General features: G+C 51.7%; 13 protein-coding genes. 5 read left to right on the forward strand and 8 right to left on the reverse strand.

Going from position 1 to position 13,728, the window contains the following annotated elements; translation table 11 throughout:
• Positions 1-898: 898 nt before the first annotated feature.
• Positions 899-1,501, reverse strand: coding sequence for a glutathione S-transferase N-terminal domain-containing protein (locus tag CPA45_RS22020; RefSeq protein ID WP_096655399.1), 603 nt, complete (start codon positions 1,499-1,501; stop codon positions 899-901).
• On the reverse strand, positions 1,501-2,703 hold the full coding sequence (locus CPA45_RS22025; protein WP_096655401.1) for a YbfB/YjiJ family MFS transporter: 1,203 nt from the start codon (positions 2,701-2,703) through the stop codon (positions 1,501-1,503). Before CPA45_RS22025 ends, CPA45_RS22020 begins: the two co-directional genes overlap by 1 nt.
• 149 nt (positions 2,704-2,852) lie before the next feature.
• On the opposite strand from CPA45_RS22025, the gene CPA45_RS22030 reads away from it, so the two are divergent.
• Positions 2,853-3,746: a LysR family transcriptional regulator gene (locus tag CPA45_RS22030; RefSeq protein ID WP_096655403.1), complete on the forward strand. Its 894-nt coding sequence runs from the start codon at positions 2,853-2,855 to the stop codon at positions 3,744-3,746.
• Positions 3,747-3,761: 15 nt separating this feature from the next.
• On the opposite strand, the gene CPA45_RS22035 is transcribed toward CPA45_RS22030, so the two are convergent.
• The 3 genes from CPA45_RS22035 to CPA45_RS22045 all read right to left on the reverse strand — a co-directional run bounded on the left by CPA45_RS22035 (position 3,762) and on the right by CPA45_RS22045 (position 5,953).
• Entirely contained in the window at positions 3,762-4,124 is a 363-nt protein-coding gene (locus CPA45_RS22035) for a ribbon-helix-helix domain-containing protein (RefSeq protein ID WP_096655405.1), read from the reverse strand.
• Between the two features lie 148 nt (positions 4,125-4,272).
• Positions 4,273-4,842 (reverse strand): DJ-1/PfpI family protein, encoded by a 570-nt coding sequence (locus tag CPA45_RS22040; protein WP_096655407.1) that lies wholly within the window; start codon positions 4,840-4,842, stop codon positions 4,273-4,275.
• A 151-nt stretch (positions 4,843-4,993) separates the two neighbouring features.
• The gene (locus tag CPA45_RS22045; protein ID WP_422822053.1) at positions 4,994-5,953 is read right to left on the reverse strand and encodes a LysR family transcriptional regulator; all 960 of its coding nucleotides are present in this window, start codon (positions 5,951-5,953) and stop codon (positions 4,994-4,996) included.
• A gap of 67 nt (positions 5,954-6,020) precedes the next feature.
• Between CPA45_RS22045 and CPA45_RS22050 the strand changes: the two genes are divergently transcribed.
• Positions 6,021-7,004 carry an aldo/keto reductase gene (locus CPA45_RS22050; RefSeq protein ID WP_096655411.1) on the forward strand — a complete coding sequence of 328 codons (984 nt, stop codon included), beginning with the start codon at positions 6,021-6,023 and terminating at the stop codon, positions 7,002-7,004.
• A 41-nt stretch (positions 7,005-7,045) separates the two neighbouring features.
• Here CPA45_RS22050 and CPA45_RS22055 read toward each other — a convergent pair whose 3' ends face one another.
• Complete coding sequence (locus CPA45_RS22055; RefSeq protein WP_096655413.1) at positions 7,046-7,675, reverse strand: SDR family oxidoreductase; 630 nt, start codon at positions 7,673-7,675, stop codon at positions 7,046-7,048.
• Positions 7,676-8,085: 410 nt separating this feature from the next.
• Between CPA45_RS22055 and CPA45_RS22060 the strand changes: the two genes are divergently transcribed.
• The 3 genes from CPA45_RS22060 to CPA45_RS22070 are packed head-to-tail and all read left to right on the forward strand — an operon-like array spanning position 8,086 to position 11,784.
• Positions 8,086-8,472: a type 2 periplasmic-binding domain-containing protein gene (locus tag CPA45_RS22060; RefSeq protein WP_096655415.1), complete on the forward strand. Its 387-nt coding sequence runs from the start codon at positions 8,086-8,088 to the stop codon at positions 8,470-8,472.
• Entirely contained in the window at positions 8,441-9,649 is a 1,209-nt protein-coding gene (locus tag CPA45_RS22065) for a hypothetical protein (RefSeq protein WP_208858577.1), read from the forward strand. The genes CPA45_RS22060 and CPA45_RS22065 overlap by 32 nt, the downstream gene beginning before the upstream one ends.
• Positions 9,650-9,681: 32 nt before the next feature.
• Positions 9,682-11,784 (forward strand): diguanylate cyclase domain-containing protein, encoded by a 2,103-nt coding sequence (locus CPA45_RS22070; protein WP_096655417.1) that lies wholly within the window; start codon positions 9,682-9,684, stop codon positions 11,782-11,784.
• A 103-nt stretch (positions 11,785-11,887) separates the two neighbouring features.
• On the opposite strand, the gene CPA45_RS22075 is transcribed toward CPA45_RS22070, so the two are convergent.
• Both CPA45_RS22075 and nfsA read right to left on the reverse strand, forming a co-directional pair.
• Positions 11,888-12,517: a hypothetical protein gene (locus CPA45_RS22075; protein ID WP_096655419.1), complete on the reverse strand. Its 630-nt coding sequence runs from the start codon at positions 12,515-12,517 to the stop codon at positions 11,888-11,890.
• 281 nt (positions 12,518-12,798) lie between these two features.
• Positions 12,799-13,530, reverse strand: a complete 732-nt coding sequence (gene nfsA, locus CPA45_RS22080) for an oxygen-insensitive NADPH nitroreductase (RefSeq protein ID WP_096655421.1) — start codon at positions 13,528-13,530, stop codon at positions 12,799-12,801.
• Positions 13,531-13,728 lie beyond the last annotated feature (198 nt).

Here is a 13,728-nt window from a genome sequence, read left to right on the forward strand (position 1 = left end):
AGCGTTCAGTATATTTATTTCTCACCCGAGTGCCTCGAAGGTTGGAGTAAAGTGTCCAACTTTCGGGGGGCAGTTCAGTTCGCGGGTGCCTCATTTGCTCGTACCTCGCAAGATTCGTTACGCCGCGCTACAAGGATGCCTACCTCAAATACATAGACACATTATGTAGCATGGCGTAAGCGTCAGCGCACCCGCGGAAGAAAGTACATTGTGTAGCGCGGTGTAAGCGTCAGCGCACCCGCGGAAGCAAGCATATTATGTAGCGCGGCGTAAGCGTCAGCGCACCCGCGGAAGAAAGCACATTATGTAGCGCGGCGTAAGCGTCAGCGCACCCGCGGAAGAAAGCACATTATGCAGCGCGGCGTAAGCGTCATCGCACCCGAGGAAGCAAGCACATTGTGTAGCGCGGTGTAAGCGTCAGCGCACCCGCGGAAGCAAGCACATTATGTAGCGCGGCGTAAGCGTCAGCGCACCCGCGGAAGAAAGCACATTATGTAGCGCGGCGTAAGCGTCAGCACACCCGCGGAAGAAAGCACATTATGTAGCGCGGCGTAAGCGTCAGCACACCCGCGGAAGAAAGCACATTATGCAGCACGGCGTAAGCGCCAGCGCACCCGCGGAAGCAAGCACATTGTGTAGCGCGGCGTAAGCGTCAGCGCACCCGCGGAAGAAAGCACATTGTGTAGCGCGGCGTAAGCGTCAGCATACCCGGCGGAAGCAAGCACATTATGTAGCGCGGCGTAAGCGTCAGCGCACCCGCGGAAGAAAGCACATTGTGTAGCGCGGTGTAAGCGCCAGTGCACCCGCGGAAGCAAGCACATTGTGTAGCGCGGCGTAAGCGCCAGCGCACCCGCGAGTACCTCACTATTTCATGCCCCATGAGGCTTGTTACAGCACACTACACAAAAGCGGTCTGCTGAAAACTATCCCTGGAAATTACCGTGCCATGCCACGCTTTGAGCTGAGGGTACGCTTCCCTCCAGTGCACTTCGGGCAGCCTGAAGGCCAGATAATCTAGCGCGACGGCGGTGGCGATTTCACCAAGAGTAATCGAAGGCGCCAACTGACTTTCGTGGAGTTCACTGTTCAGTTGTTCCACTATTCGTTGCATAGCTCGCTGGCGCCTTCGCCCAAGCTCACTCTGATCAATCTCAGCGCCATAATGCTTCCTTGCGATAACGGTGTTAAACGCAACATCCATGAGGTTCTGCCCAAGCCCAGCCAGATGCAACACATCAGCTAGTTGGGATGTAGGTATCATTGGCAAGCGGGAGCTAACGCTATCAAGATAAACAGCAATCAGCAGCGATTCACTGAGGGTTGTGCCGTCGTCAGTCACTAGCGCTGGAATTCGCCCGGCGGGATTAACCTCTAGCAGCGCTTTGTCGTCTGCCCAGGGATCACACCAGCGCAGGGTAACGTCATCTACCATGCCTTTTTCCAGCAAGAGAATCCGCGCTAGCCGCGCATAGGGTGAGGTTGCGTTCAGGAAGAGTTGCATTATTGCCTCCGTTTCTGATCAGAAAAGAGAACGTGACGCTGCTCCACGCCACGGCTAAGCAGCACCAGCACAAAGCCTCCTACTAACATCAGGCCGCTGATAGCAAATAGTGGTGAGTAAGTGCCCCAAACAGCGAAAAGCGCAGACATACCATAGCCAGCAAACGCCTGGGCCGCAGCAAAGGCGGCGGTCGCTTGCCCCCAAAGCTTTTTGTGGGCGACAGGGCCAACTAATTCAGCAAGCCGTCCAGAGGTCAGCGCAACAATGCCAGGGATCATTGCGCCGACCATGAACGAGGAAACTGACTGACTGAAAAGTGTGAGAGAAAATACCGGCAGGGAAACAGCAGCAGCCTTGGCTAAAAAAGCGATGGTTAAACCGCCATGCCAGCCTACTTTGCGCGCTAATACCCCCACCATCAGTGGCCCGCATACAGCGCCCAAGCCGAAGATGCCCCACTGTAGAGAAGCCGCTTGATTGCCTAGCGCATTTTCCCTGGCTAGGTAATCCACCCAAAACAGGGTATGAGGGACGAACCCGACCGCGTCTAACGCATAAGCGCCCACCACAAGTAACACGACGATCTGTACGCCTTTATGTCCCTGCTGACTATTCGCTACTGAGCTGAGCGCCATTGGTGATTCTAAATGAGAAACGCCCCAGTCGCATAAGAGAGCCGCAGCGATACAGAGCAGGCCAAGCGTTCCCCAGGTGACCGTTAGGCTTAGCTCCAAAAGCACCGGCACTACCGATGCTGAAAGCAGTGCACCCAGCCCTATACCAGTAAAAACCAACGCACCGACACTGGTTCGCCTTTCCGGGGGTGTAGCTGCCAGAGCCAGCGATGGACCAACCACCATGAGAATAGCCCCGGCAATGCCTGAGACTAACCGCCAAAAGAAGAACCAACTGAAGCTACCTGCCCCTGCACAAAGCAGGAAACTCAGCGCAATCGCCACAAAACTTGTACCTATCACAACACGAACAGAAAAGCGCTCGCTAAGGGAGTGGGCAGACAACGCACCAATAAAGTAGCCCAAAAGATTGGCAGCCCCCAGGTAGGCACCTTGGCTGGCACTGAACCACTCCTCTTGAATCAACGCTGGCAGTAGCGGCGTGTAGGCAAAGCGGGCAATGCCTATTCCTACCAGAGTGGCCATTATCCCGGTAAGCAGAGCAGGCAGATCTTTGCTGTTGGTCATGTCGTGTCCTTACTAAATCACTATGCAGGCAGAGTTGGCGGCAAGTGGGTTTACCGCTAGCCTACGCACAGTAGAAATTCCTTGGAAACGATTTATAGTGATACTAACTATCTTGTTTTGAGATAAAGGTGACTTAATGAGGGATGAAAATGCAACTTAAATCGTTGCGGCTGTTTATGGCAGTGGCTGAAACCGGCAGTTTTATAGCAGCCGCCAAGCAGCTGCACACGGTGCAATCTAACGTGACCACCCACATCAAAAAACTTGAGGAGGAGTTAGGCGCACAGCTGGTTCATCGTACAGGCGGCGTGCGACTCACGTCTGCTGGGCAGGCATTATTGGATTACGCCAAGCGAATGCTGGCTACTCATGATGAAGCGTTAGCGCTATTTAAAAGCCAAGAGAGCGCCTCTGGCCAATTACGCTTAGGAGCAATGGAAACCACCATGGCATTACGTCTGCCTCCGATTCTAGCGGCCTACCATGCCAACTACCCAGAGGTTGATATGACTCTGAGCACCGGCCCCACCGCCACTTTAATTGAGCAACTCATGGCCGGGCAGGTTGATGGTGTGTTTGTGGCAGGAGGCATTGATCATCATCGCTATCGTTCGCTTAACGTCTTCAGCGAACAGCTTGTGCTGGTAAGTTCAATACCGATGACGAGCATCCCCAGCTCTGAAGAGCTTCTATCGGCAACGTTTCTCGCATTTCGTCAAGGGTGCAGTTACCGTCAGCGTATCGAGTTGCTGCTGGCATCTCAGGGCATTAATGCTGTGCGTGTTTTCGAGTTTGGCACGTTAGACGCCATGCTTGGCTGCGTTGCGGCAGGAATGGGCTACACAGTACTGCCACGCGTCACCGTTGTGGCGCACCAGCACCGCTTTGGTATTCACTATATGGAACTGCCCTCCTCCATTGCCAATATCGATACCTATTTTGTTACATCAGAACCCGCCACCTGGTCACCCGCTCTAGCCCGTTTCACCGAAACCTTACGCACAAAAGTATTGGGGGCCTCACCACAACATGAGCCGTCTTAGCGGACACTCCGTCAGCTAGTGAATCTGATTGAGCCTGCTACGCCTTTCGCGGGCGAGGATTTTTTCAGCATCCAGCGTGGCGATAGGTACCTCGTGATAACCGGGAATATCCCCCGTTAACTGCAGCGCTTGATAGCGTAACGCGCACACGCGTAAGAACGAGGTGAAGTTTCCCAGGTCGTGCCCTGCATCAATGGACTCATGGTACAGGCGGGTAATCATCTGGGCAGTGTTCATTCCATCGCGCTGCGCGATCTCCTCTAGCAGGTGCCAGAAGTAATTTTCCATTCGTACACTTGTTACCATGCCATCTATACGTAGCGAGTGCGTAGCGCTGCGCCATAGCTCGGGATCAGCTTCGATAAATAGTTTGCACATGGGATGATCTCTTAACGTTCAAGCATACTGCTAGGATAGCGGGCAAACTCGACATGCGCCCAACAACCAACCAGGTGCTGGGCGCGAACATGGCATTCCCGCCGCCACTTAATACTTACTGATTCAATACCTGCTTATTATTCAATGCTTACTTATTTAGCAATGCCATAAACTGCGCCAGCCACGCAGGGTGAGCAGGCCAAGCCGGTGCTGTGACCAGATTGCCATCGGTGACAGCATCCGTCACTTCCAGGTTAGCGAAGTGACCTCCGGCAAGCTCCACTTCTGGCTGGCAAGCTGGGTAGGCAGAACACTGTTTGCCTTCCAGCACCTTGGCAGCAGCTAATAGCTGAGCACCATGGCAAATCGCGGCTACGGGCTTGTTGGTCTCAAAAAAGTGCTGGACCATGGTTAGCACTTCTTTATTCAAACGCAGGTACTCTGGTGCTCGCCCACCGGGTATCACTAAGGCATCGTAGTCTGCTGGGTTGGTGCTGGCGAAATCGGCATTTAGAGCGAAGCGGTGACCAGGCTTTTCAGAATACGTTTGATCACCTTCGAAGTCGTGAATCGCAGTGGCTACCGTATCGCCCGATGCTTTTCCAGGGCATATGGCATCCACTTGATGGCCTACCGCCATCAAAGCCTGAAAAGGCACCATGGTTTCATAATCTTCGGTGTAGTCACCGGTAATCATCAAAATTTTCTTGCTGCTCATCTCAGTACTCCTTGTCGTTGTTTATCGAGTGATTGAGCACACGCTGAGCGTGTAAGGATGAGACTAGCAAGCACTCTCCATCTGCGGGTAGTAATCCATTACTACAACACCATCACTAGACTATTTGACTCAGGAGCTCATACGGCCAACCCTAGCCAATAACCTCCTCAATCGAGCGCTTACCAGCTAGGCGGTCACCATGACTAGCCACCAACTCAGACAGAAAATCTGCCACTGCCCGAGTACGACCTGATCGGGTAAGATCCGTTTGAATGACGAGGTAGATAGGCTGATCCATACCGATATCAGTAGCCATGCAAACCAGTCCAGCCTCCAGCGCCAGAAAATGCGGCAATACCGCTATCCCGATACCCGCTTTTGCAGCAGCCAGCTGAGTCGCCAATGAAGTGGTGGTTAACGCAGGCTCACGCCCCTGCAAAACTCGCTCGACCCACTGAGCAGCGGGCAGCTGGGTTTGTGGCTCACCCCAAGTGATAAAGGCGTCGGCATCGAACTCACCGGCATCGCGGTGAGTTCCACGCCTTGCCACATAGCCAGGGCTAGCGTAAAGCCCGAAACCCAGGGTACCCAAACGGCGAAGGGTGACATTCCCCCGTTCGGGTTTGACCATTCTGAGGGCTAAATCGGCGTCGCGACGATGCAAATTGACGGTGGAGATATCCGTCACCAGCTCTAGCGTAATACCTGGATACTGGCTACGAAATTGCGCAATCGCGGGTAGGATCAGTGCTGTTGCCAGGTTTTCAGCGGTAGCCAATCGCACTCTACCGCTCAGCTGTGAGTAACGGGAAACATCGGTTGTAAACGCCAATGCGGCTGCTTCCAGTGCTTCAGCTTTCTCGACCAGCCCGGCCCCCTCCTCAGTAAGCTGGTAGCCCGACTGTTGGCGCACAAAAAGCGGTAGCTTAAGCGCTTTTTCTAGCCGTTCAATACGCCGAGAGAGCGTCGCAATGCCCAAGTGGAGTTCCGCTGCGGCACCACTCAGCGTACCGTGACGGGCCACGGCAAGAAAAGTACGGGTATCGTCCCAGACCCACCCTCGCGGCATCTGTTTTTCAAAACCGGAAATCGGCTTATCAAATTCGTTCATTTTTTTCATTATCGGATAGTGCCACGCTGTCACTCCGCTACTCAAGAACGATTCACGGAGAGACAGCATGCAACAACGTACACTTGGCACCGACCTTTCTATTTCCGCTATTGGCTTGGGCTGCATGGGAATGAGCGAATTCTACGGCCCCCGGGATGATAGCGAGTCGCTGCGGGTATTAGCACGGGCAGTGGAACTGGGCATCAACTTTTTAGATACGGCGGATATGTACGGCCCACACCATAACGAAGAGCTGATTGGCCGCTTTCTCGCCAGCCATAAACCGAAGGTACGTATCGCGACCAAGTTTGGCATTGTGCGTAACCCCGGAGAGTACCAACGCAGCCTGGACAGCAGCGCCGAGTATGCACGCAAAGCTTGCGAAGCATCACTGAAACGGCTGGGTGTCGAGCAAATTGATCTCTACTACGCCCATCGCGTTAACCCGAACACTCCCATCGAAGAGACCATGGACGGACTCGCCCAACTGGTGAAAGAGGGGAAAATTGCTCATATAGGCCTGTGCGAGGTTAGTGCAGAAACCCTACGTAGAGCCCATGCGGTATACCCAGTGACCGCAGTACAAACCGAGTATTCGCTCTGGACACGTGATGTTGAGCAAGATGTTCTGCCCACCTGCAATGAACTCGGCATTGGCTTTGTGCCCTACTCGCCGCTGGGCCGAGGCTTCTTGACGGGAAGGTTCCAAGCAACTGAGGATTTTGAGGAAGGTGATTTTCGTTCCAACCTGCCGCGCTTCTCAGATCAGGCTATGAGCACTAACCGCCGAATCGCCGAGGTAATTGGTGACGTGGCCACACTCAAAGGCTGCACACCTGCGCAGCTTTCACTGGCTTGGCTGCTGTCTAAAGGTGACAACATTGTGCCTATCCCCGGCACTAAGCGCCTAGGCTACCTTGAAGAGAATGCAGCAGCGGCATCCATTCACCTAACCGCTGATGAGCAGCAACAGCTTGAGGCGGCTACCGAAAACCTTCCAGTCATCGGCGAGCGCTATACACCGGAAGGTATGAAAGGGGTAAATACTTAAGCGGCAACGGTCTTTTTCAAAGTACTGCTCTCAAAGTACTGCTACTGAATAATCTCCTCAATCGAGCGCTTGCCATCCAGTAGTGAGTATTCCTGGTTAATGATGCTCGAAGTTTGCACCACATGCAGCAGTGCATGAGCGACATTAGCGCGGGAGATCTGATTATCGCCTGACTCTTCAACAGTACTAGCAAACAGGCGGCTGGCCGATTCGTCGGTCAGGCGCCCTGGTTTGAGAATGACATAAGGGAGTTTGCCATTGCGTAGATGAGCATCGGCAGCAAATTTCGCGACCATATAAGGGCGCAGCTTCTCCGGTGCCCCAAGCGGATTTTCTGCCCGCATGGCACTGACCATAATGTAGCGGGACAGCCCTTTTTGCTTGGCAACATCAGCGGCACGAATGGCACCAAAAAGATCAATCATCAGGGTTTTATCTGGCCCGGTGTGGGGCCCTGAACCTGCGGTAAAAACAACCTGATCGCATCCTTCAAAGGCATGTTCAAATTCACCTTCTAAATCGGCAACCACGCTATCGATACCACGTTCGTGAAACCACGCTGCCTGCTCTTCGCTGCGGATCATCGCCTTGACCGAAGTGCCAGCTTGTTGGGCAAGCTCGCAAAATTGTTTACCAATTTGCCCGTTAGAACCAATCACTAATATCGCCATAACATCTCCTTGTGGATTGCTTACGCACAGCCATAGCTAAACTACCTTGCTTAACACGCTTAATTTAACAGCGATAGCTATGTGGTTTCACCTCTTGGCCCCACTTTTGGATACTGTATGTTTAAGCGGGCACTAAGTTGCATTCGCCTGACTATTTTATTGTTTCCGCAGCAGCCGAAAGCCGATAAGCTATTAATACTCTGGAGTTTTTTCACAAATGCTGTTTGGAGAAAACGTTATTTACTTATTCTCATCGGTAACAAAAGCGAAACTTGCCGGGTGCGATGTCTCCCCTCCTCTAGGCAATGGATAAGCTCCCATTTATGCCAGTGTTCTCCTGGCTCGGTTGCATACCTAAGCGCTGTGCCTGGGCGACAGCGTGCATAGCGCTCGCTCTTTTTTCAGGATCGATGGAAGCTCAGCCGCCTAATATAGAGCACGTTATCTTGTTGGTTGCCCACCCGGATGTATCCACCAGTTGTTTAAATAAGGATACAACTCGGGCTATTTTCGCCATGCGCCAGCGTACTTGGCCGGATGGTCAGGCAGTTCAGGTGTTTGTTCTACCTAACCGTAACCCTACACACGCACGGTTTGTAAAAGAGCAGCTAGCGGCTTATCCCCACCAGCTTCAGTTGGCCTGGGACCGAATAGTGTTTTCTGGCATGGGGCAAGCGCCTAACCGTGTTCGCGATCTCAACGAAATGCGACAGCGAGTGGCCAGCACTCCAGGAGCAGTGGGCTACCTTGAAAGGGAGTACCTGGATGAAAGTGTCCAAGTCATTTCAATGGAGTGACCGAAATCCTGTCAGGCTACTGGTCTGTCTATTAGCAACCCCGCCTACCGCTGTCAGTTGGGCCGACGAGAGCCCGCTCGATACGCTACAGGTACACGGCTTTCTTAGCCAAGCACTTATTGTGACGGATAATAACGACTTCTTTGGTGCCAGTAGCCAGAAGGCTGGGAGCCTTGAATTTACCGAATTGGGAGTAAATGCCTCACTACGCCCCAGCCCAAATATGCTGATAGCCGCCCAACTACTCAGTCGACGAGCAGGTGGTGAAATCAGAGATGCCAAGCCTACGCTGGATTACGGCGTTATAGACTACCAGATGGTATCGAACCAAGAGCGTACACTAGGCCTGCAAGCAGGCAGGTTTAAAAACCCCCTAGGCTTTTATAACCAGACCCGTGATATTGCTTTTACTCGGCCAAGCATCTTACTGCCTCAATCGATTTACTTTGATCGCACGCGTTCCATCGGCATAGCCGCAGACGGGGTCAGCGTTTATCTGGAAGAACGCATCTCCACTGGCACGCTTAGGATGAGTGGTGGTATTGGTCGCCCTCAGACAGGCTCAGGCCTGTCTAGGCAGTTGTTTGGTAACACCATCGGCAGTGTGTCCTCATCCACACCGTCAGCCATTGCGCAGATTTTATATGAAAACCAAAATGGCAAATTTTTAGCCGCGTTGAGTGCAGCCAACGTCAACCTGGATACTGACATTGCAGGCAATCCAGCTGAATTCAACTTTCAGCCTTGGGTGGCCTCATTGCAATATAACGACGACCTGTGGAGCCTAACGGCTGAATTCGCCCTGAGACAACAGTCTCTTGAGGGTGATAATATACCTACATCATTCGATATCACTGGCCAAAGCTGGTATTTACAGTATCAGCGACGCATGACGCCTACCTGGAGCTGGCTGGTGAGGTATGACTCCCTCATCAATAATAATGCTGATCGCTCAGGCTATCAGTACGAGCAGAGTGGTTTTGGACCTGCTCACTCTCAGTTTGCTGACGATATCACGATTGGCCTTCAGTGGACGCCCAGCGCCCACCTCATGCTTGCGGGTGAGTATCATCATGTGAACGGTACTGGCTGGTTGCCAGGGCAAGATAACCCTGACTCTTCGGCAACCCAACAACACTGGAACATGCTGCTGTTCCAACTTTCGTTACGCTTTTAATTATTCATGAAACCTAAACTTGGCTGCCCGTGATGAACCTACTTTCATCTTTAAAAGTACGACAACGGTTAAGTTTGACCTGGCGTGTCACCGCGCTTAGCAGCCTGCTATTACTGGTACTTGTCGCCCTTTTCACTTGGTTGGGCCACTACTATTTAACCCTACAATTCGAGGCAAGCCGCCTTACCCAGCATGAGCGCCAGCAGCGTGAAATACGCCTCGTGCTGCAACGTTCTGCTGACAGCCTACTCCAACTGGCTAGTTTAACGGCATCGGCTCCAAACTTGGCCAACGCATTAGCACACAGCAATCTCTCAACGGTAGCAGACACACTAAATGCTCTATGGCCTTCACTACAGCTTGAAGCCGGTGTGGATGAGTTATTCATATTTGACGCCCAAGGTCATTTGATGGGACGCTTCGGCGCCAGCACGCCATCCAATGAGCCCCCCTTACAGAGTTGGATAGGAGATGTACTGGCGACGGAATCACCTGTGACGACGCTGCGCTGTGCCATGGACTGCCAGCAGTTTGTAGCGGTTCCCATGTTATTAGAAGGCGACAGTATCGGCACTGTAGTGATGTCACGTTCGCTTGCTGATGTAACCCGTCAAGCAAAAGAAGTCTCGAGCAGTGAAATAGCACTGTTGGTGATAGGAGACCAGGAGGAGCAAGAAGCCGCAGAAGAGCGCCGTTTACCCCACTGGAAAGGCCACCTAGTAGCACTTACTAGCCGGGAGCTTACGCTCCCATTACTGCAGCTTGCTTCAACCCAAACACCTATTGACCCACTTAACGATGCTCCTTTTAGTATCAAGCATGCCAGCCGCTATTTAGAGCTAAGCGCTGTGTATATGGAGGAGGATGCTGATTGGCGCAGCACCAGCTACTTCCTACTCATCTCTGACATTACCGATCAAGTTACCGCTATTAAGAGCGCTACTAACACGCTGCTCTTTGTTGGGCTAATAGGCTGGCTGGCCGCACAATTACTACAGTTGATTATTTTATTAGGGCCCATGGCGCGGCTACGCAGAGTAGCTGAGCTGCTACCAGCCCTTGCGAACGGCAAATTCAGTAGCGTGAGGGCCAAATTGCCGGTTTCCACCCCACGGCTTTCTAACGAGATTAATGTGCTTGAGCATTCAACTCGCGAGCTATCTTTCCAGCTTGAGACACTGGAAAACGCCGTGCAAGAGCGTAGCCAGCAGCTTGCGGAACGCATCGATGAGTTAGCTAGCGAGCGAGATTTTATTAGCAGCCTGCTAGATACCGCTCGGGTTTTTATTGTTGCGCAAAGCGCTACTGGCCATATACAACTGGTCAATAGCTATACCCGGGAACGGCTTGCTCTCAGTGATAACGACCTCTTAGGCCGCCACTTTAACGATATTTTTGATCAACCTACTTCATTACTTACTGGTGATCGAGACAGCGCCCACCATAAAGGCCGTGCCGAAATTTCCTCGCAGGAAGAAAAAATCTTTCAAACGGTTGATCGGTGTAATTGCATTGTCGCTTGGTACCACACACCTTTAAATGACAACCTAGGCGGCAATGCTGCAAGAATTTCTGTTGGGTTAGATATTACTGAACGCAAGACTGCTGAAACCCGCTTAACCTGGCTAGCGGAACATGATCCTTTAACCGAGCTATTTAACCGCCACTATTTTCAGGATGCGATGCTCAACTCACTTTCACACCAGAGTGAGGGTGCCATACTGCTACTTGATCTTGACCAGTTTAAAGAAATCAATGAGCTTAGTGGCCACCATATTGGCGATCAGTTGCTACGTGAGGTAGCAGAAACGCTATATGCCAACCTAGGCCAACGCAGCACAATCGCACGCTTAGGTGGCGATGAGTTTGCGCTACTGCTAGAGGGTGTTAATAGTGAACAAGCGATTCATATTGCCGAGTATATTACCCAGTTACTCGACTCTATTGAGTTTGTCAGTGCTGGTATAAAACACCATGTGTCTGCAAGTATCGGTATCGCTCTATTCCCCCTCCATGGTCAAAGCCCTGCTGACCTTCTGGCCAGTGCCGATATGGCGATGTATAAAGCCAAAGAGCAGACTGCTTCTCATTGGTACCTGTACGCCCATGAGATCAGTGCTACTCGTTCGCTTTGATTCACGACTATCAAAATCAGAGGCTCTTTAACTCGCAGTTAACTGACTCATCCTGACAGCCATACGGCTACTATTGAACATGACACATGACCAGCACACTGGGTTACGCCATCCTCTCCTGTTTGAAGTCCTGAACCTGAATACTGGCAAATTTTTCCAGAAAAAACACTAACGTTTCTGGGTGCTGAAAGCGCCGTTCGAATGCCTCTTGACCATTGCGGCTACGCCGAGTGATGCGAGCTTTATACTCGCTCCCAACTTTGAAAACGTTAGCGCTATTTTCTCGCTCACCTTCGCGGTGCACCGCAGTTAAAGAAGGAGACATTTCCAATAAATCCGCCAATTGACGAGCTGCTGCCTGCTCTTCTGCAGTCGCCCAAAACGGCTGATCACGGTTGCCGTAGTGATAAAGCAGAATAACCAGTAGGACCGAGAAAACGGTGCTGGTAAGCATCCAGGTAAGCTCTACATTCGCCACAGGCATAGTGAGAATAACCAACAACTGCACCGCTGCACCAACGGCAAGTATTACAGCAAAAGGCCGCCACATACGTGGGTTCATAAAACCGCGTTTCAATATATAGCCCCACAGGCCCAGCACAGCGAGCCCTCCTAAGGAGAGGTGAGCGACGGCAAGTGGTGTTCCACCACCAGCAAACAGTGCAACTATGCCCATTACAGGAATAAGCGTGTAGAACGCCGCAAGTAGATAGTAGGCACGCGTCAGGGTCATTGATGGCTCCTTTTGTTATTTTTGCCGTGTACTCAAGTATAGGGTGTAGTCAAAAAAAGCTGGGCGCTTTAAGCCGTATTCATTTGAGCTATGCTCGAACCAAGCCGCTACGCCCAACAAGCTTTAGAACATGTATCTCAAACGATGTTTCAGCCATGGAGCGACAGTCATGTAGCTCCAGTCATGTTTCTAAACCTACTGATCCCAGCTTGCTTTCCCCAGTTTACCTCCCCCCAGCCCATGAAACTCATTAACGAGCATTATTGATGAAAATCAATGGGCTACTTCATCTCAAAACCACGTTTTACCAGAAAGTCTTTCATATGAGGGCGCAACTTGTTATCAAACAGTGGTTTCAGGTTGTGTGACCAATCGGTATTTTTGTTGCTACTGCTACGCGCTTGGTAGTAGGTGTGCATCGTAGCGTCGAAGGCTTCTACTAAACTGGCATCTTCAGTGTAGTAGTCTTCTTTCAATATCGCTTCTACGGGCAAGCGTGGCTTTACTTCAGGGTCTTGTGCTGGGTAACCAAGGCACAAACCAAACACTGGATAAACATGCTCAGGTAGGCGCAGTAAGTCACTAATGGCCTGAGGGTTATTGCGAATACCACCGATATAGCAAATACCTAGTCCTTCTGATTCGGCGGCTACCACAACATTTTGTGCAACTAACGCCGTATCTACGGTGGCGACCAGCAACTGCTCCGTCATACCTCGTTCAACGTTCGCTCCCGTGCGTTCAGAGGCTTCTGTTGGGCGCTTCATATCCGCACAAAACACTAAAAACGCTGCGCAGCTTGCAACATAGCCTTGTCCACCGGACAGCTCAGCAATGTGTTCACGGTTTGCCGAATCTTTCACATGAATAATCGTATAGGCTTGCACATGGCTAGAGGTAGCGGCCCCCTGCCCAGCTTTTATGAGCTCTAGAAGCAGACCACGTGGGATTTCTTGATCGGTAAACTTGCGGATAGAACGATGGGACTGCAACAGCTTGATGACAGAATTCATATTTTCTTGCCTCTTAATGCTTAGCATAACGGATAAATACAGATAAGCGTCGACGACAAACACTTAACAGTTCGACCTGCCCAACGATATTTTTGCGTTATTACACACACGACAGTGATAGTGTTCTGGTCAAGTCGTAGCGGACACTTTTATTAAGCTGCTTCCGCGATTTTCTCGATCTCCCTTGGCGCGTGGTAG

Origin of the sequence: Vreelandella nigrificans (assembly GCF_002374315.1) — a bacterium.
GTDB classification, from domain to species: domain Bacteria; phylum Pseudomonadota; class Gammaproteobacteria; order Pseudomonadales; family Halomonadaceae; genus Vreelandella; species Vreelandella nigrificans.

What these genes read in the sequence shown, in the direction of transcription:
- CPA45_RS22020 (WP_096655399.1), bottom strand. Translation starts at nt 1,501, where the DNA reads ATGCAACTCTTCCTGAACGCAACCTCACCCTATGCGCGGCTAGCGCGG.
- CPA45_RS22025 (WP_096655401.1), bottom strand. Translation starts at nt 2,703, where the DNA reads ATGACCAACAGCAAAGATCTGCCTGCTCTGCTTACCGGGATAATGGCC.
- CPA45_RS22030 (WP_096655403.1), top strand. Translation starts at nt 2,853, where the DNA reads ATGCAACTTAAATCGTTGCGGCTGTTTATGGCAGTGGCTGAAACCGGC.
- CPA45_RS22035 (WP_096655405.1), bottom strand. Translation starts at nt 4,124, where the DNA reads ATGTGCAAACTATTTATCGAAGCTGATCCCGAGCTATGGCGCAGCGCT.
- CPA45_RS22040 (WP_096655407.1), bottom strand. Translation starts at nt 4,842, where the DNA reads ATGAGCAGCAAGAAAATTTTGATGATTACCGGTGACTACACCGAAGAT.
- CPA45_RS22045 (WP_422822053.1), bottom strand. Translation starts at nt 5,953, where the DNA reads ATGAACGAATTTGATAAGCCGATTTCCGGTTTTGAAAAACAGATGCCG.
- CPA45_RS22050 (WP_096655411.1), top strand. Translation starts at nt 6,021, where the DNA reads ATGCAACAACGTACACTTGGCACCGACCTTTCTATTTCCGCTATTGGC.
- CPA45_RS22055 (WP_096655413.1), bottom strand. Translation starts at nt 7,675, where the DNA reads ATGGCGATATTAGTGATTGGTTCTAACGGGCAAATTGGTAAACAATTT.
- CPA45_RS22060 (WP_096655415.1), top strand. Translation starts at nt 8,086, where the DNA reads ATGGAAGCTCAGCCGCCTAATATAGAGCACGTTATCTTGTTGGTTGCC.
- CPA45_RS22065 (WP_208858577.1), top strand. Translation starts at nt 8,441, where the DNA reads ATGAAAGTGTCCAAGTCATTTCAATGGAGTGACCGAAATCCTGTCAGG.
- CPA45_RS22070 (WP_096655417.1), top strand. Translation starts at nt 9,682, where the DNA reads ATGAACCTACTTTCATCTTTAAAAGTACGACAACGGTTAAGTTTGACC.
- CPA45_RS22075 (WP_096655419.1), bottom strand. Translation starts at nt 12,517, where the DNA reads ATGACCCTGACGCGTGCCTACTATCTACTTGCGGCGTTCTACACGCTT.
- nfsA (WP_096655421.1), bottom strand. Translation starts at nt 13,530, where the DNA reads ATGAATTCTGTCATCAAGCTGTTGCAGTCCCATCGTTCTATCCGCAAG.